Annotated in this window: 14 protein-coding genes; 7 read left to right on the top strand and 7 right to left on the bottom strand. The window is 68.7% G+C overall.

Features of this window, described 5'->3' with window-relative positions:
* The 3 genes from BJ960_RS03805 to BJ960_RS03795 all read left to right on the top strand — a co-directional run bounded on the left by BJ960_RS03805 (position 1) and on the right by BJ960_RS03795 (position 2,358).
* Complete coding sequence (locus tag BJ960_RS03805) at positions 1-687, top strand: TetR/AcrR family transcriptional regulator (protein ID WP_185986322.1); 687 nt, start codon at positions 1-3, stop codon at positions 685-687.
* Positions 688-806: 119 nt separating this feature from the next.
* Positions 807-1,262 carry a carboxymuconolactone decarboxylase family protein gene (locus BJ960_RS03800; RefSeq protein ID WP_185986321.1) on the top strand — a complete coding sequence of 152 codons (456 nt, stop codon included), beginning with the start codon at positions 807-809 and terminating at the stop codon, positions 1,260-1,262.
* A 4-nt stretch (positions 1,263-1,266) separates the two neighbouring features.
* Positions 1,267-2,358 (top strand): NAD(P)-binding domain-containing protein, encoded by a 1,092-nt coding sequence (locus tag BJ960_RS03795; RefSeq protein WP_185986320.1) that lies wholly within the window; start codon positions 1,267-1,269, stop codon positions 2,356-2,358.
* 186 nt (positions 2,359-2,544) lie between these two features.
* Here BJ960_RS03795 and BJ960_RS03790 read toward each other — a convergent pair whose 3' ends face one another.
* The 6 genes from BJ960_RS03790 to BJ960_RS03765 all read right to left on the bottom strand — a co-directional run bounded on the left by BJ960_RS03790 (position 2,545) and on the right by BJ960_RS03765 (position 8,425).
* Positions 2,545-3,243 (bottom strand): GNAT family N-acetyltransferase, encoded by a 699-nt coding sequence (locus BJ960_RS03790; RefSeq protein WP_185986319.1) that lies wholly within the window; start codon positions 3,241-3,243, stop codon positions 2,545-2,547.
* Positions 3,233-4,606: an LssY C-terminal domain-containing protein gene (locus BJ960_RS03785; protein WP_307814660.1), complete on the bottom strand. Its 1,374-nt coding sequence runs from the start codon at positions 4,604-4,606 to the stop codon at positions 3,233-3,235. The genes BJ960_RS03790 and BJ960_RS03785 overlap by 11 nt, the downstream gene beginning before the upstream one ends.
* 7 nt (positions 4,607-4,613) lie before the next feature.
* A complete protein-coding gene (locus tag BJ960_RS03780; protein ID WP_121075459.1) occupies positions 4,614-5,129 on the bottom strand; it encodes a DUF2165 domain-containing protein in 516 nt (171 codons plus the stop codon).
* Complete coding sequence (locus BJ960_RS03775) at positions 5,126-5,314, bottom strand: DUF4177 domain-containing protein (protein WP_121075461.1); 189 nt, start codon at positions 5,312-5,314, stop codon at positions 5,126-5,128. Before BJ960_RS03775 ends, BJ960_RS03780 begins: the two co-directional genes overlap by 4 nt.
* A 129-nt stretch (positions 5,315-5,443) precedes the next feature.
* A complete protein-coding gene (locus tag BJ960_RS03770; protein WP_185986318.1) occupies positions 5,444-7,405 on the bottom strand; it encodes an RCC1 domain-containing protein in 1,962 nt (653 codons plus the stop codon).
* A gap of 108 nt (positions 7,406-7,513) precedes the next feature.
* The gene (locus tag BJ960_RS03765; RefSeq protein WP_202229180.1) at positions 7,514-8,425 is read right to left on the bottom strand and encodes a carbonic anhydrase; all 912 of its coding nucleotides are present in this window, start codon (positions 8,423-8,425) and stop codon (positions 7,514-7,516) included.
* A gap of 128 nt (positions 8,426-8,553) precedes the next feature.
* Here BJ960_RS03765 and BJ960_RS03760 point away from each other — a divergent pair, with 128 nt between their 5' ends.
* Entirely contained in the window at positions 8,554-10,044 is a 1,491-nt protein-coding gene (locus BJ960_RS03760; RefSeq protein ID WP_185986317.1) for a long-chain-fatty-acid--CoA ligase, read from the top strand.
* 1 nt (position 10,045) lies between these two features.
* Here BJ960_RS03760 and BJ960_RS03755 read toward each other — a convergent pair whose 3' ends face one another.
* Positions 10,046-10,633 carry a MarR family winged helix-turn-helix transcriptional regulator gene (locus BJ960_RS03755; protein WP_121075467.1) on the bottom strand — a complete coding sequence of 196 codons (588 nt, stop codon included), beginning with the start codon at positions 10,631-10,633 and terminating at the stop codon, positions 10,046-10,048.
* A 104-nt stretch (positions 10,634-10,737) separates the two neighbouring features.
* On the opposite strand from BJ960_RS03755, the gene BJ960_RS03750 reads away from it, so the two are divergent.
* From BJ960_RS03750 to BJ960_RS03740, 3 genes are all read left to right on the top strand, one after another.
* Positions 10,738-12,951: an MMPL family transporter gene (locus BJ960_RS03750; RefSeq protein ID WP_185986316.1), complete on the top strand. Its 2,214-nt coding sequence runs from the start codon at positions 10,738-10,740 to the stop codon at positions 12,949-12,951.
* A 240-nt stretch (positions 12,952-13,191) separates the two neighbouring features.
* The gene (locus BJ960_RS03745; protein ID WP_221936270.1) at positions 13,192-14,583 is read left to right on the top strand and encodes a serine hydrolase domain-containing protein; all 1,392 of its coding nucleotides are present in this window, start codon (positions 13,192-13,194) and stop codon (positions 14,581-14,583) included.
* 161 nt (positions 14,584-14,744) lie between these two features.
* Positions 14,745-18,086, top strand: coding sequence for a serine hydrolase (locus tag BJ960_RS03740; protein WP_185986315.1), 3,342 nt, complete (start codon positions 14,745-14,747; stop codon positions 18,084-18,086).
* Positions 18,087-18,219: the final 133 nt, after the last annotated feature.

Genomic DNA, 18,219 nt, shown 5'->3' with positions numbered 1-18,219 from the left:
ATGGTTGCGGCACAGCCGTCTCGTCCGTCGGGTTCCGTCTCGGAAGGCGCCGGGCGTGGAACCCCACCTGTCCGAGGCGCCGGTCAGTCGTCGCGCAGCGGCCCGGTACGCAGCGAGGCCGCCCGGCAGGCGATCCTGATCGCCGCCGTCGAGCTGCTCATCGAGCGCGGCTACGACAGCCTCACCATCGAAGGCATCGCCGCCCGCGCCGGAGTCGGCAAACAGACGATCTACCGGTGGTGGAAGTCGAAGAGCGCGATCCTTGCGGAGTGCCTCCTCGAGGGCCTCGTCTTCCCGGGCAAACTCTCGGTGCCAGACACCGGCGACGTGCGCGCCGACCTCGCGACCTGGCTGGCAGCGATCGGCGAGCTCATCGAGGGCGAACACGGCGAGGGGCTCGTTCGTTCGCTGATCGCGGCGGCGACCGACAATGCAGACGTGGGCCGCAGGCTGCGCGACTCGATCTCAGGATCGGGTGCGCTCTCCGCCAGGCTCCATGCGGGCCGCGGCACCACTCCCCTGCTCGGCGACGACGCCCCCGTCGACGAGATCGCCGATGCGCTCATCGGCGCCGTGCTGCTGCGGGCGATCAGCCGGGCCGGCCTGGATCGTGCAGCAGTCGACAGGCTCCTCGTCGCGCTCCTCGGAGTCCCCGAATCTGCACCGGATCCCGGCAGGGGCGCCTGAGCATCCGCCATTCACCCCGCTCAATAGCGGGGAATACGTGACGCCGGCTTTACGCTCTGGTTGAGTGGAGGCGACGCTGTCATCGCACAGCGCACCACACCGGCACCACAAGGAGGACCATGCGCCCGTATCTCGACAAAGTCGCGCCCCAGGCATGGAAGGCCGCGGGCGCGTACTCGCAGGCCATCGCCGAGGCCGCAGCTACCGGCGGCCTGTCACTCACCGAGGGTGAGCTCATCAAGGTGCGCGCGTCGCAGCTCAACGGGTGCGCGTTTTGCCTGAACCTGCACACGGAGGAGGCGCGCGCGGCGGGGGTCACCCAGCAACAGCTCGACCTGCTGCCAGCCTGGCGCGAGGCGGGGGTCTTCTCCGAGCGCGAGCGCGCGGTGCTCGCGGTCGCGGAGGCGGCGACGCAGCTGCCGCTCAGCGAGGAGGCGCAGGCGGACCTGTTCGGCGCACGCACCGTGCTCGGCGACGAAACGTTTGTCGCGGCGGAGTGGGTCGCCGCAACGATCAACCTCTTCAACCGCATCTCCATCCTCAGCGAGCACCCCGTGCGCCCGCGCAAGGCGTAGCGCGGTGGCACAGGCAGCGGACGTCCCCGACAGCACGGACGTCCTCGACAGTGTCGTGATCGGCGCCGGCCAGGCAGGCCTCTCGGCGTCGTACCATTTGTCGCGACTGGGGATCGACCACGTCGTCCTTGACGCGAACGAGCATCCGGGCGGCGCGTGGCAGCACCGGTGGGACGCGCTCACGATGCGCGACGTGCACGGCGTCGCCGAGCTTCCGGGGTCCACGCCTCCCCCGCTCACACGCGAGCAAGCCAACTCCGCCATTCCTGAGTACTTCGCGGGATACGAGGACGAGCACGAGTTACCCATCGTTCGCCCCGTCAGGGTGGACCGCGTGGAGTCGGGCGACGACGGGATCCTCACCGTGCGCGCTGGCGAGCGATCGTGGCGCACCCGTACGATCGTGAACGCGACGGGCACGTGGACGCAGCCGTTCATCCCCCACTATCCGGGAGCGGAGACGTTCCGCGGCGAGCAGTTCCACACCGTCGCGTATCCGGGGCCCGATCACTTCCGCGGCAAGCGCACCCTCGTGGTTGGCGGAGGCGCGTCAGCCGTGCAGTTCCTTGGCGCGATTGCGCCGCTCACCGACACGCTGTGGGTGACCCGACGCGAGCCCGTCTGGCGCACCGATGATTTCACCCCGGAGGCGGGTATCGCGGCCGTCGCGCTCGTCGAGCAGCGCGTCGCGCAGGGGCTCCCGCCCGAGAGCGTCGTGAGTGTGACCGGACTCGCCCTCCGCGAGCAGGAGCGCGAGGCGGAACGGCTCGGAGCCTACGCCGCGCGGCGACCGATGTTCGAGCGGCTCGAGCCGACGGGTGTGCGGTGGGCGGACGGAACGTTCGAGGCTGTCGACGCGATCATCTGGGCGACCGGGTTCCGGCCGGCCATCGCGCACCTCGCGCCGCTACAGCTGCGCAGCCCAGCGGGCGGCATCCAGCTCGACCGGGAGGGGCGCGGCACCGGTGCGGTCGCCGACGAGCGCGTGCAGCTCGTCGGGTATGGGCCGTCGGCGAGCACAATCGGGGCGAACCGGGCTGGCCGGGCGGCAGCCGCGGGGGTGCGCCGAGCGCTCAAGGTGCGGCAGGCGGCGTAGCCGGGCCAGGCCTGCACTCCAAGCTCACATCCAATGGGATCTGCAGGAGATAAGCAGCGCACCCTGCGGCGGGGCATATCTTCGGCAGATCTCATGGGCTAACGCCGGCGACGCGGGGCGAACCGGAGGCGCGGGGCTAACGGGCGCAGAAGCGCGAGCTGGAGGGGCGAACCTCCCACATCCGGGTCAGGATCGAGTGCGCAACGGGGTCCGCTGCACCCCACCCTCGTCGAAGTTCTCGGGCCCCAGCCAGCGGACAAACTCCGCGCGCAGCGCCGCCCATTCGGTGTCGAGGATCGAGAACCAGCTCGTGTCGCGAGACCGCCCCTTGTACACGGTCGCCTGCCGGAACGTGCCCTCGAAGGTGAACCCGAGGCGCTCCGCCGCGCGCTTCGAAGGCTCGTTGAGGGCATCGCACTTCCATTCGTAGCGCCGGTAGCCGAGCGCGTCGAAAACGTACTGCATGAGCAGGAAGTGCGCCTCGGTAGAGACGGCGGAGCGCTGCATCCCCCGCGAGAAGGCGACGAACCCCACCTCCACGACGGCGTTCTTCGGGTCCTGCCGAAGCAGCGCGAGCGTGCCGAGCGGCTCCTCCGTCGCGGTGCTGACGACGGTGAACTGCAGCGGATCCTGAGCGTGGGCGGCGGCCTCGGCCCACGCGCGGTAGTCCTCCTCGGACGCGAACGGCCCGACGGGCATGTACGTCCAGTCGCGCCCGTCTGGGGCGGCGGCGAAGGCCGCGAACAGTCCGGCGGCGTGCGCGGCAGGGTCGAGGGGCTCCAACCGACAGTGTGTACCGACAAGCGTGACGCGGTCAGGCGTCGGCGCGGGGAGCGCCCGCTCGACGGCGGCGCCGATCGGTTGGCCGTACTCGTTAGTTCTCATTTGCTCCAGTTCCTGACGGGTCTTCGCGCCCGCGATTGCGCGGCTTGCGGGTCCACGCCGCTGCGGACTCGCTGGTCAGCGCGAGCAGGGAGAGGCACATGAGCGAGGCCGAGAAAAGCGTACCGTTGAGGCCGATAGCTTCGAGTCCCTGCACGTAGCCGACGGCGGTGCCGAAAATCGTGAAGGCGAGGAGCACGATGAGCAGCATGCGGGAGCGATGGCCGCGCCGCAGCAGCCGCCAGGCAAGGAACAGCTGGCCGAGCGTCAGCGCGCCGCCGACGACGATCAGGATCGCAGCAAACGCCCGTCCCCCGACCTCGACGGCCTCTCCCCAGGCCTCACGAACCTCGGGGTCGAGGGCGACCGCGACGAAATCGATGATCGCGCTCACCACGATGAGCAGCACGGAGATCGCGATGGTCAGCGGCGCGCGGTCGACAACGTCCTGGGCCGTCTGGGGCACCACCGGTTCGCGCTCCGAGGTGTCACCGTCCGGCACAACGCCGGAGACGTCGAGCACCGGCAGGTGCCCGTCGGTGATGAAGCGATCGCCGCCGCCGTTTCGGGCGTGGTAGCCCGTCGTGAAGTCGCGCAGCACGCGCGTGGTGATGTCGGGCGACGCCTCGCGCACGCTCGCGACGACGAAGTCTCGCTCTTCGTCGGTGTTCTCGTCGATGCGATGCGTGATCTGCAACGTGAACAGCGAGAACCCGACGTCGGTGTCGTAGGTGCCGGCGCCGAGCCAGTCGGTCTTGGCGCCGCCGGGCAGTAGCCACCCTGGCGGGCAGTGCCAGAATCTCACGTGGTGGCGCTGTTTCGGGTTCCCGGCGACCTCCTGTTGGTAGGCAACGTCGTGGCGCCGCCCGAAGAGCATGAGCGGGGACACGGGCGCCGTCGGATAGCTCTTGCGCGTGAGCGTGGAGGCGATGATCCCCCAGGTCGAACGCAGTGTGATCTCGTCAGCGCGGTGCCACCCTGCGCGCCGCATGGCGGTGTCGAGCTGCTCGCCCCCGCCGTCGACGCCGAGGTTGACGGGATCGCCGAGCAATCCGTCGGCGGTGCGCGTCCGCCCGAAGAAGTAGTCGGGGACGTAGAGGTCAGACAGCATCTTGTGCAGGCGCGGCAGCACAAGGTACGCGGTGATCGCCCACACCGGAATGAACAGCAGCAGCGCCCACGGCGAGCGCACGCTCTGGATCGAGATGATCACCCCAAGCCAGCCGGCCGCGATGGTGCCGACGAGAAACGCGGTCCGGTCGAAGACTGTCGCGCGCGGCAACGGTTGCTGCATCTGCAGCGCGAACCGCCGTTTGGAGGCGCGCTCGGGCACAGGCGTGCCCGTCGCGCCTCCCGGGGAACTCACTGCAGCGCTACGCCTTGGCTTCGACTTCGCGCGCCGGCTCGTTCATGGCGAGCAGCACGGCGAATCCGGCCCAGAGCGTCACGATTCCCATCGCAGTCTCCTTGCCGTTCCAGCTGCTCGACTGCCACATCGCGAACCACTCGGATCCGATGATGATGAAGCCGATAAACCAGATCGCGAAGCCGAGGGCGTAGGCGGTGTAGCCCCACCCGCGTGCCCGGTCATAGGTCGCGACGTCGGCGTCGCGGCGCAGGTACAGTTTGATGGCTCCGATGATCGCGATCGCGGCGAACGCACCCTCAGCGATGATGATGCCGATGTAGCCGACGGTCCACACCCATGGGGTGGTGATCGCGCGCCACATGAGGGCGTTGCCCTCGAAGGTGGTGTCCATGGACAGCACGTGCTTCACGAACTGGAAGTTCGAGTCGTAGTCCATGAGGTTTCCGAGGAACACGAAGAAGCCAAAGAGACCGGCGAGGAACAGCGTAAACGCCTGCAATAGGCGGAGTGGGTGTTTCATTTCTTTACCTTTCGACTAAACACCAGGTCGAGTCGCGGCTCAGTGTGCGACTCGAGTGGGATTGCCTGAACGAAGTGCCAGCCCTTGGCTGCCTGCTCGGTGATGACCTCGCGGTAGTCCTTTTGCAGCTCTGAACCCTCGCGGCGGCGCTTCACCGCAACACGAACGAACGAATACTCACGCATGCAGTTCCCCTCTCTAGTCTCTGAGTGGTTCTATTGTCACACCCCGTCAGTTTCTGTGGGAGAGCAATGTTCCAGCGCCCCCGCCGGGACATCGCCGCCTCGATGTGTCGGTGATGCCCCGGCGGGGCGCTACGCCCGGCGCTTCGCGAGCCTCCGGAGCCAGAGCGCGCCGGCGCCGAGGGCGATACTTCCGGCGGCAACGGCCGCGGCGATCGCCGCCGACCCGTCGCCAGTCGTCGGGAGCTTCCCGCTCGGGCCAGGAGTGGTGGTTGGCGGTTTCGTACCAGGGTCAGGCGGGTTGGGGCCCGCTGGGCCGCCGCCGTCCTTCGCCGTTACAGTCAGCACCGCCTCGTCGCTCACCGCGGTCTGCCCGAACGTGTCGGTCGCGGTCGCCCGAACCAGCACGCCGTCGAGGTCCTTCGTCGCCGTCGCGGTGAGCGTCGAACTGTTCCCCGCAACGGTGACCTCCCACGCCTCGCCAGCGGGCACCCACGTCGTGCCGCCGTCGTGCGAGACCTCCCACGTGACCGCGGGCGCGGGCGACCCGGCGGTCGTGGCGACAAAGCTCACCTCGCTCCCCTCCTCGGCCGTGGTGTCGGCGGGGCCGGTGATCGTCGGTTCGACGTACGTGTAGCCGCCGGCGTGCACCACGGCCTGCTGTTCAACGCCGAACTGCGACCACGACACGGTGACGTCGACCGGGCCGGCAGCGTGCTCGGGGGTGACGACGGTCCAGGTACTCGAGGCCGCAGCCAGGAGGTCTGAGCCCGCGGTTCCGTCGAACGCGATTTCCGTGACCGTCGGCGCGGTGAGAACCTCCGTGGGCTCGTGCGCGTCGACGTCGTCGCCCGTGCCCAGCTGACCGAAGACGTTGTAGCCCCACGCGTAGGCCTTGCCGTCGTCGCCGAGCGCCGTCGAATGGAAGAGCCCAGTTCCGAGGGAGGTGAATGTTACGCCGTCGGGCGCATGTACCCGCACGGGTGTGAGGGCGTTCTCAACGGTGCCGTTGCCGATCTGCCCGTTCTGGTTGCCGCCCCAGGCCCACGTGGTGCCGTCTTCCCCGAGCGCTAGCGAGTGGTAGCCGCCCGCTGACGCGGATTCGCGCTCCGCCGGCTCGGTCTCATCGACGAAGCTATTCGCCTCGATGTCGGTGAGTCGCACGCCCGCCGGGAGCGATACCGGGATCGGTACAAGGCTCGGGTCCGTGCTGCCCGTGCCGAGCTGGCCGTAGCCGCTCGACCCCCACGCATAGGCCTGGCCGTTGTTGCCGAGCCCGAGTGAGTGATGGCCGCCCGCGTCGACCTCCGTGAAGGTGACTCCGCCGGGCAAGATGACGGCCACCGGAACGCGGGAGTTCGTTGTGGTTCCGTCGCCGAGGGTGCCCTGCCCATTTGAGCCCCACGCGTAGGCCGCGCCGTCCGCGGTCAGCGCGAGCGAGTGATGGGTCGCGGCGCTGATGCTCGTGAACTTCACGCTGTCTGGTGCGAGCACTGGTTGGGGTGAGAGCACGACGGTTTCCGCGGCCCCGGTTCCGGTCTGTCCCGACCTGTTGTAGCCCCACCCGTACGCGGTGCCGTCGTCGGCGAGAGCAAGTGAGTCGTACTCGCCTCCGCTGATCTGGACGATGCGGGGGTCGCCAGGAATACGCACCTGTTGCGGCATCGGAACGTTCGCGAGGTCGCCCGTTCCAAGCTGGCCGCGATCGTTCTCGCCCCAGGCGTAGACGTTGCCGTCATCTCCGAGCGCGAGGGTGTGGAAGCCTCCCGGCTCAAGGTCTGTGAACGTCACGCCTTCGGGCGCAATCACGGGTGCCGGGCTGAGCCGGTTCACCGTGTCGCCGGTTCCGAGCTGGCCCGCGGAGTTAAAGCCCCACGCATACATGTTGCCGTCTGATCCGGTGGCCATCGTGTGGAAGCCGCCCGTGTGGAGCGTCTCAAAGGTCACTCCTTGCGGCCCTGTCACCGTCACGGTCTCACCACCGCGAACCGGTCCGGTATCGGGGCTGACTGGGCCCTCGGCGGCGTGGGCGAGTGATGGCAGCGTGAGTAGCGTTGCCGCTGCGACAGCAACAAATCCAGTGCGAACGGCCATTAACTTCATAGGTATCCCCCAGTGATCGTTGGGGTAAACCTAGGCGGCCCTTTGGCAACTGTCAAGGGTGGCGTGTGCCTGGCAGCCGCGCGCCACCCGTCACCAGGCTCAACCGAGCGAGGCCTCCGCGAGGTAGCCCTCGGCTGCTTCTCGAATCACCGCACCGAGCTCGGCGTCGGTCGTCGGCGCCATCCGCATACCGGATTCCCAGCCGCCCGATCGCATCGATCCCACGGTTCGCTCCACCAGGTCGTAGACGCCGAATGCCGATTCCCGGCCGAGGTTGCGGGCGACGACGTTCGCGCCGAGGGCCGCATTCGCGACGGCGCTCACGGCGATGAGCACCTCGCGCAGGCGCGGGGAATCCGCGGCCGCGATAAACGTCGCGTCGCCCGTGACCTGCTGCATCGCGTACGCGGCGAGCCTGACGCTGCCGAACAGCGAGTCTACGATCTCCCGCAGCGGCGCGAGCTGGGCGACGGGGAGATAGGTCGCTGGATCGAGCAGCGCGTCGACGGCCGCCGTCACCGCCCCACACTGCGAGTGGCCGATGACCGAGAATAGCTGCACGCGCGGCAGGTGCTCCGACGCGTAGTGCAGGCTGCCGAGGCACTCTGCCCCGGGAACGTTGCCGGCAATGCGCACGACGAACAGGTCGTTCGCGCCGCGCCCGAGTGCGAGCTCGATCGGCACCCGGGCGTCGGAGCAGCTCAGCACCGCGGCGAATGGCTCCTGGTTCAGGATGCCATCGTCGTCTCGCGTGTTCACAAAGCCGAAGGCCTCGGGATCGAGCCGCATCTCGACGTCGCCGCCGGTCGACCCCAGGGAGCCGAAGGCGCGGCTGCCCTCGCTCATGAGTTCAAGCGCCTCGGCAGGCGAGGATGCGGCGATCGGCGCCGGCCTGTCGGACTGCGCGACCCAGCGAATCTGGAGCACGCGTTCGCGCTCGCCAGCAGGCTGCCCGGCCCCGGCGCTGGCGGCGGACGGTGTGGAGTTGTCGCTGCTCGGTGAAGTGCTCATACGTATGGATCGTAGCCGGATCGAGACCTGTGGGCCCACCCTTCTGTTCCTAGCTGAGGTGTGCTCATAATGGAGGCGAACTCCACGCGGAGCAACGGTGCCTCGCGTGAATCTCACAGGAGAGATTTATGACAAACCTTGCAATGAACCTCGTCCACACTGCTGCCAAGCACCCCGACCGACCGGCCATCCGCCTCGGCGATTCGGTGCTCTCGTATGCGCAGTTCGAGCAGGCGAGCCAGCTCGTCGCCGCGCTGCTCACGCAGCACGGCGTCCGGCCAGGTGATCGGGTCGCCCTCATGCTGCCAAACGTCCCGCACTTTGCGCTGCTCTACTACGGTGCGCTGCGGCTGGGGGCGATTGTCGTGCCGATGAACCCGCTGCTCAAGGAGCGGGAGGTTGCGTACCACCTCAGCGACTCCGGCGCACGGTTGCTCTTCGTCTGGACTGGGTTTGAGCAGGAGGGCGAGGCCGGCGCCGTGCTCGCCGAGGCGAAAACAATCGTCGTCGAGCCGACGACCTGGCCCGGCCTCCTCGCCGGGCTCGCGCCGGTTGCGGAGGTCCATGAGGCGGACGCCGACGACACGGCGGTCATCCTCTACACCTCGGGCACCACCGGCAAACCAAAGGGCGCCGAGCTCACCCACGCGAACATCGCGCGCAACGTCGAGATCTGCGCTGACGAGCTGATCTTCGTCTCCGAGCAGGATGTGGTGTTCGGAGGACTCCCCCTCTTCCACGTCTTCGGCCAGACGGCGAGCCTGAATGCGGCGATCTACGCGGGGGCCTGCCTCACGCTGCTGCCGAAGTTCGACCCGCGCGCAGCCCTCGAGACCATCGCGCGCGATAAGGTCACGATCTTCCAGGGCGTGCCGACGATGTACACGGTGCTCGCCCACTTCCCCGAGCGCGACCACTACGACACGTCCTCGCTGCGCGTCTGCGTCTCGGGCGGCGCCGCGCTCCCGGTCGAGATCCTGAACGCGTTCGAGTCTGCCTACTCCTGCATCGTGCTCGAGGGCTACGGCTTGTCCGAGACCTCACCCGTCGTCTCGATCAACCGGCTCGACCAGCGGCGCGCCGGATCCATCGGGGTGCCGGTGTCGGGCGTCGAGGTGCGCATCGTCGATGACTCGGCCGTCGACGTGCCCGTTGGCGAGATCGGCGAGCTGATCGTGCGCGGGCACAACGTGATGAAGTCGTACTGGGGCAAGCCGGACGAGACCGCGCAGGCGATCCCGGATGGCTGGTTCCGCACGGGTGACCTCGCACGGCGGGACGAGGACGGGTTCCTGTACATCGTCGATCGGAAGAAGGACCTCATCATCCGGTCGGGCTACAACGTCTACCCGCGCGAGGTGGAGGAGGTGCTTTACGAGCACCCTGCCGTCGCTGAGGCGGCGGTGGTCGCGTTCCCGCACCCGGAGTTCGGCGACGAGATCGCCGCCGTGGTCGCGCTCAAGCCTGGCGCAGCGGCCGAGCCTGACGAGCTACGGGAGTTCGTCAAAGCGAAGGTCGCCGCCTACAAGTACCCGCGCGTCGTCGAGATCGTGACCGCGCTCCCGAAGGGCGCCACCGGCAAGATCCTGAAGCGAGAGATCACGCTGACGACCGTGTGAGTCAGCGTGCGGGCGCCTCATCCTGGCTGGGCCAGTCGTCGGATCCGATCCGAATTTCAGACGCCATGTCGTCGAGGAACCGGATCACGACCTCACGCTCGGCCGGGGTGAGTCGGGCCGCCGCGTGGAAGCGCTTGGCGTGCTGCTTGCCGACGGTGTTCATCGCGGCCTCGTGCGTTTCTGGCGTGATGGAGATTGCGAGCGCCCGCCGGTCCGTCGGGTGCGGCCGGCGCACAATGTGCCCGGCCCGCTCGAGGCGATCGAGCAGCTTGGTCGTTGATGCGCTCGAGATCTTCAGGTGGCTGGCGATCGTCCCTGGCGTCGCGAGGTCTCCGCGGTTCCCGGCGACGATGAGGAAGTGCAGCGCGCGCATGTCGGTCTCGTTGAGGCGCATGTACTTGAGCGACGCGTCCGACAGCTCCTGCTCGGCGTCACGGAGTCGCCCGAGCGCACCCATGAGCATGCCGATGTGTTGCACCTGCGCGGGATCCACGCCTGCGCGACTCACGAGCCGACCCTCGGGGTCGTTGGAGTCCAGATCATAGACGTTGGCGCGCTCCTGCGCCCCATCCGCGAACATGTCCTGCATGTGACGATTGTAGCCTGGATCGAATACTTTAAGCTGAACTAACTACAACCCATTGACATTTCTTGCTAGGCTAGCGACATGCAGTTGAGAGCAAAGGACATGGCATGAGCGCACCAGGCACCGATCCAACGCCGCACACGCAGGCCCCGGCGAAGCGAGGAGTTCCCAAGTGGCTCCGGATCCTCATCCCGGCGCTCCTCATCGTCGGCTGGCTGGCCGGCGCTGGCATCGGCGGGCCATACTTCGGCAAGGTCAGCGAGGTCTCCTCGAACGACCCCACCGCGTATCTGCCGGAATCGGCCGACGCAACGCAGGTGCGGAACCTGCTCACCGAGTTCAACGACAGCGACACGATCCCAGCGATCGTCGTGTTCGCCGGCGAGAACGAGCTGAGCGATTCCGACCTCGCCGACATCTCGACCGCGCTCGACGACCTCGCGGACACCCCGGGCATCACCGACGGCATCTCCCCCGCCATCCCGTCCGAGGACGGGAAGGCCGCCCAGGCGTTCGTCCCGATCGACTCCGACGCTGACCTCAGCGACACCGTCGCCGCGCTCGGGGAGACGCTGCGCGCGGACGCCCCGGACGGCGTCAACGTCTACGTCACTGGCCCTGCGGGCTTCAGCTCCGACCTCGCCGCGGCCTTCTCCGGCATCGACGGGCTCCTCCTCGGCGTCGCGCTCATCGCCGTGTTCCTGATCCTGATCGTCGTCTACCGATCGCTCTTGCTTCCCATCGCCGTGCTCTCCACGAGCATGTTCGCGCTGTGCGTCGCGCTCCTCACCGTGTGGTGGCTCGCGAAGGCTGGCGTGATCCTGCTGAGCGGACAGACCCAGGGCATCCTCTTCATCCTGGTGATCGGCGCGGCGACCGACTACTCGCTGCTCTACGTCGCCCGCTTCCGCGAGGAGCTGCGCATCACCACCGACAAGTGGCAGGCGACGATGCGGGCGGTGCGCGCGTCGTTCGAACCGATCGTCGCATCCGGCGGCACCGTGATCGCCGGCCTCTTGTGCCTGCTGCTCAGCGACCTGAAGTCGAACAGCACGCTTGGACCGGTCGCGGCAATCGGCATCGTGTTCGCGATGCTCGCGGCCCTCACGCTCTTGCCGGCGATCCTGTTCGCCTTCGGCCGCGCCGCCTTCTGGCCCCGCCGGCCCGCCTACGAGCCCGACGTCGTCAAGGCCGAACACGGCATGCCGTCGGGCGGCGTCTGGAGCAAGTTCGCCGGCCTCATCAAGCGTCGCCCGCGTGCAATCTGGGTGACGACCGCGATCGTGCTCGCGGTCGGCGCGCTTGGCGTGACGCAGCTCAACGCCGTCGGCGTGCCGCAGTCCGATCTCGTGATCGGCTCCTCCGAGGCCCGGGACGGCCAGCGTGCGCTCGGCGAGCACTTCCCCGGCGGATCGGGTAGCCCCGCGACCGTCGTCGTACCCGAGGGCGATCTGCAGACCGCCGCGGACGTGCTCCTCGCGCACTCGGACATCGACGGCGTCTCGGTCGTCTCCAAGGATTCGCCGAGCGGGTCCGCACCGATCACCGCAGACGGCATTACCGCGTTCGGCCCTCCGGGGACCCCGGCGCCTGAGCCGACCGTCGTCGACGGCGACGTCATGATTCAGGCGACGCTCACGTCCGCGGCGGACTCCGACGCGGCCGCCGACACCGTCCGCGACATCCGCACGGAGCTGTCGGACGCGATCCCTGGCGCACTCGTTGGCGGCGTCACGGCGACCGCGATTGACACGAACACCGCCTCGATCCACGATCGCAACCTCATCATCCCGGTCGTGCTGGCCGTGATCCTCGTGATCCTGATGCTGCTGCTGCGCTCCGTCGTCGCGCCGATCCTGCTCGTGCTCACGACGGTGCTCTCCTTTGGGACCGCCCTCGGCGTCTCGGCGCTCGTGTTCAACGGGATCTTCGAGTTCCCCGGCGCGGACCCGGCGGTGCCGCTCTTCGGATTCATCTTCCTCGTCGCGCTCGGGATCGACTACAACATCTTCCTCATGACACGTGTGCGCGAGGAGTCCGTGAAGCACGGGACACGGGAGGGGATCCTGCGCGGCCTGACAATCACCGGCGGCGTCATCACCTCGGCTGGCCTCGTGCTTGCCGCGACGTTCGCAGCGCTCGCCGTGATCCCGATCCTGTTCCTCGTGCAGATCGCGTTCATCGTCGCGTTCGGTGTGCTCATCGACACGTTCATCGTCCGCTCGCTGCTCGTGCCTGCACTGAGCTACGACATCGGCGAGAAGATCTGGTGGCCGTCGAAGCTGTCGCGGGCCAGCAAGCGCGTCGACGCCATGAAGTAGCACCGTCGCGTCACTGCGCCCCCGGCCCGCGGCTCTCGCCGCTGCCCGGGGGCGCAGTTTTCCGCGGGCACTCGCGATCCGCGGAGGCGACTCAGCCCGCGCTGCTGGCCCCACCCGGCGCCGTAGAATTGTCGCATCTCACGAATGTCACGGCGAACTCCCGTCGAGTCCTACGAGATCCAAGCTTTCGTGGCGCTTTACGCTCGAAGCAGTCGCATTTCTCGATGAGGAGGAGTTTTTATGGTGGAGTCACTGGCCCAGGTCGGCGCATGGATTGAGGCCGAGCTTCCGGGCCTGCTCGAGAAGCACAGCGTGCCAGGCGCGGCGATCGCTGTGCTCAGCGCTGACGAGGTCTTCACCACCGCTGGCGGCGTGATCAACAAGCTCACTGGGGTCGACGCAGCGACCGACACCGTCTTCCAGGTCGGCTCCATCACGAAGGTATGGACCACGACGCTCGTGATGCAGCTCGTGGACGAGGGGCTCGTCGAGCTCGACGCCCCGATCCAGCGCTACCTTCCCGAATTCGCCCTCGCGAATGCGGAGGCCGCCGCGCAGATCACCGTCCGCAATCTCCTCACGCACACGTCCGGCTTCGAGGGCGATGTCTTCATCGCGACCTCCGAGGGCGAGGACGCAGTGAAGCTCTTCGTCGACGCCCTCCGCGACACCGACCAGCTCTTCCCGCCCGGCGAGATGTTCTCATACAACAACGCGGCGTTCTGCGTGCTCGGCCGTCTCGTCGAGGTCATCCGCGGCGCTCACTACGAGGCATGCCTCCGCCAGTACCTCATCGAGCCGATGCAGCTCACCCGCGCGGTCACGGGCGCCAACGAAGCGATCCGCTTCCGCGCCGCGGTCGGCCACCTCACGATGACGGCGGGCGGCGAGCCCGAGCCGTCGAAGGAATGGTCGTTGATCCGCGCACACTCCCCCGCGGGGTCCGTATTGTGCACGAGCGCCGAAGACCTCATGGGCTTCGCGAAACTGCACCTGAACGGTGGCGTCGGACCCGATGGCCGTCAGATTGTCAGCGCCGCGAGCATCGCCGCCATGCAGGAGCCGCAGGTGCTGCTTCCCGACCTCGGCGACTCGCGTGACAGCTGGGGCCTCGGCTGGCGACTCTTCGACTGGTCGGGCGGCCGCACGATCGGGCACAACGGCGGCACCCTCGGCCAGAGCGCCTTCTTCCGGGTATTCCCGGACCACGGCGTCGCAATCGCGCTGCTCACCAACGGTGGCAGCACCCAGGCGCTCTACTCCGACCTCGTGCTCCCGGCCGTGCAGCGCCTCACCGGTATCGAGGCGCCCGCCGCCCCCGAGGCGTCGGAGGGCACCACAAGCTTTGACGCGTCGCGCTACCTCGGCACCTACCGGTCGGCGGCGGCGGACACGCACGTCACGCAGGACGACGACGGCCGGGTCTGGGTCTCCCACGACCTCCAGGGCATCTTCGCTGAGCTCGGTGCGACGCCGCGGCCCATCGAGCTGGCTCACTGGCGCGACGACACTGTGCTCGCGCTCGGGACGGATCAGGTGACGATGCCGCAGTACTCCTTCACCGGAGACGATGGCACCGGCCGCGCGCTGTACATGAACAGCGGGCGGACGAGCCGACGCGTGACCGTGTAGCGCTTCCGCGCACTTCGACCGCGCTGCGGCGGCCACCTGGCGAGGCTCGCCGCCGCAGCGTCTGGCACCGCGGAACGCCCACCGCTTCCGCGCTGTCTCCCTGGCCCGCGACCCACGAGGTCGCGGGCCGCTCTCGCACCACGCCCCAGACAGGAGACCCCATGACACAGCGACGTGTTCACACCGACGAGTTCCTCGACCACCCGCTCCCCGAGCAGCCCACCCTGTCGCCCGACGGCTCGCAGGTCGTGTACGTGTTGCGCACCACGAACCGCGATGGGGATCGCGATGAGCGGTCGCTCTGGCTCGCCCCCACCGCGGGCGGGCCGGCGCGTCGGCTGACGCGCGGAACGTCGGACACGGCTCCGGCATGGAGCCCCGACGGCACCCGGATCGCGTTCCTGCGGGCCCAGAGCGGACCCGCCCAGCTCTGGGTGCTCCCCGTTGCCGGAGGCGAGGCCGAGCAGGTCACGAAGCAGCCCCTCGGGGCCGGCCCGCCCGTCTGGAACGCAACGAGCTCGAAGCTCGCGTTCAGCGGCCCGGTCGACATCAGCGCGGCGCCCGGCGACGGCAACGCCGCCTCGCCGACGCTCCGCACCAAGCCCATCGTTACCGACAGGCTCTTCTACAAGGCCGACGGTTCCGGGTTTCTTGGCACCGTCCGCACCCACATCCACGTCGTCGACCTCGACGGCGCCACGACGCTTCGAGTGACCACCGGCGACTGGCTCGCGGGCAGGCCCGTCTGGTCGCCCGACGGCTCGCAGATCGCGTTCTCGAGCAGCAAGACCCCGGGCAGCGACCTCGATCTCACGAGCGCCGTCTACGTTGTCCCGGCAGTCACCGCGAAGGTCGCCCCGCGACTCGTCGGCCCCGTGACCGGGCAGCTGTCGGCGACGACGTGGTCGCCCGACGGGAGCGAGATCCTCGCCATCGGCAGCGAGACTACGCAGGTGGGCAACGCAAGCCTGTTTGCCATCCCCGTCGACGGCTCGGCGCCGCGCAACCTCACGGCAGCGCTCGACCGGAACGTCATGCAGGGCGCACCGGGCTACCCGGGCGCGCTGCCCCAGTACGGTTCGGACGGCTCGGAGCTCGTGTTCTGCGCCCGCGAGAGCGGCTACACGAACCTCTACATCACCGACCCGGCGGGCGACGCACCCCGTCCACTCGTCGGCGGCGCGGCCAACGTCTCGGGCGTCTCAGTGTCCGGTTCCACCGCCGTGATCATCCTCGCGACCGAGACGAGCTTCGGCGAGGTCGCCGTCGTCGACCTCGCATCGGGATCCCTGACGGTGCTCACAAGCTACACGCCCGAGGACTCGGGCGTCGTCGTCGCCGAACCGCGCAGCTTCACCATCTCCGACGGCACGACGGTGCACGGTTGGCTGCGCCGAGACCCCTCGCTTGCGGGTCCGCTGCCGCTGCTACTCGACGTGCACGGCGGCCCACACAACGCGTGGAACGGCGCGGCGGAGACCGTGCATGCCTACCACCACGAGCTCGTGAACCGCGGCTGGGCGGTGCTCACGCTGAACCCGCGCGGCAGCGACGGCTACGGCGAGGAGTTCATGCGCGGCGTCATCGGCGTGTGGGGCCACGGCGACGCGAACGACTTCCTCGAGCCGCTCGACGCGCTCGTCGAGGAGGGCATCGCCGACGCTACTCGCCTCGCCATCACCGGGTACAGCTACGGCGGGTTCACCACGTGCTACCTCACCTCGCGAGACCAGCGCTTCGCCGCGGCGGTCGCCGGCGGGGTCGTGTCGGATCTCGCCAGCCTTGCCGGCACCTCGGACGTCGGTCACTTCATCTCGCAGTTCGAGAACCTCTCGCTGCCCTGGCAGACGCCGGAGGTGACGGCTCCCCAGTCGCCGATCTCGAAGGTCGCGGACGTGCGCACCCCGACGCTCATCGTGCACGGCGGGGAGGATCACCGCTGCCCCGTGGGTCAGGCGGAGCAGTGGTTCACCGCGCTGCGGGAGCAGAACGTCCCGACCGAGCTCGTGCTGTATCCCGGCGGGGCCCACGGATTCCTGTCGAACGGTCGCCCCTCGCATCGCGCCGACTGGAACCGGCGCATCGTCGACTGGGTTGTCCGGCACGTGCCAGAGCCCGGCACGCCCGTGCGCACCGCCGCCCTCGACGCCGCGCACTGGCAACAGCGATTCAGCGAGCTTGCGACGCTGCACGACATCCCGGGCGCGACCCTCGGCATTCTGCGCCTCGGCGAGGAGCCCGTCATCGCGAGCCACGGCATCCTCAACGTGAACACGGGTGTCGAGACTACGGACGACTCGGTCTTCCAGATCGGCTCCATCACCAAGGTGTGGACCGCGACCGTCGCGATGCAGCTCATCGACGAGGGTAAGCTCTCGCTCGATACCCGGGTCGTCGACATCATCCCCGGCTTCGCGGTCGCGGACGAGGGCCAGGCGGAGCTCATCACGATCCACCACCTGCTCACGCACACGAACGGAATCGACGGCGACAACTACAACGACCTCGGACGCGGGGACGACTGCCTCGAGAAGTACGTCGCCTCGCTCGCGGACGCCCCGCTCAATCACCCCGTTGGCGCGACATTCTCGTACTCGAACGCGGGCTATGCGCTCCTCGGTCGCATCATCGAGGTCATCACGGGCCTGAACTGGGACGCGGCGATGCGCGAGCGGCTCTACACGCCGCTCGGGCTGAAGCACACGAGCACCCTCCCCGAGGACGCACTCCGTGAGCGGGCCGCCTTCGGGCACCTCGGCCGCGACGCGAACGGGCCGCTGCTCGCCCCGCGCTGGTCGCTTCCGCGCTCGCTCGGCCCGTCGGGCATCATCAACTCGTCGGCCGCGGACGTGCTCGAGTTCGCGCGGATGCACTTGGAGGGCGGCGTCGCGAGCGACGGCACCCGCGTGCTCTCCGCGGACAGCGCTCGGCAGATGACCGAGTTCCAGGTCCCGCTGCCCGACACGACGGTGCTCGGCGACTCCTGGGGGCTCGGCTGGATCCGCTACGACTGGAACGGCACGAGGCTGTTCGGCCACGACGGCGGCACCGTCGGCCAGGCCGCGATCCTGCGCGTGCTCCCCGAGGCCGGTCTCGCGGTCGTGATGCTCACGAACGGCGGCGCGATCCGCGAGGTGTACCGCGAGCTCTTCAACGAGATCTTCGAGGAGCTCGGCGGCGTTTCACTGCCAGCCGCCTTCGCTCCCCCGGAGGTTCCGTTCGAGGCTGACATCTCCGAGTACGTCGGCGAGTACAAGCGGGCGAGCGTCGAGATGAAGGCGTTCGAGCAGGACGGCGCGCTCCGCGCATCGAGCAGGATCACCGGCATCGCCGCGACCTTCGTTGCGCAGTCGGCGGCTGAGTACGATCTCGTCCCAGTCAGCGACGGGCTCTTCGCGGTTGGCGCCCCCGGCGCGTGGACGTCGGTGAAGTTCTACACGCTCCCGAACGGCGACAAATACATCCATTCGGGCGGTCGCGCGGTGCGCAAGGTCGCGAGCTAGGCCAGCTGGTCGAGCCGCTGGCTGGCGGACGCCGCGCCCGCTGAAGCTTCCGCCGCACAGCGTCTTCCCTGCACACTGCCCCCTTTCCAACGGTTGGGAAGGGGGCAGTGTGCGGCGAAGGTACGGTGTCGCG

Source organism: Leucobacter aridicollis (assembly GCF_013409595.1).
Classification (GTDB): Bacteria; Actinomycetota; Actinomycetes; order Actinomycetales; family Microbacteriaceae; genus Leucobacter; species Leucobacter aridicollis.
This window is presented reverse-complemented; position numbering and strand designations above follow the sequence as displayed.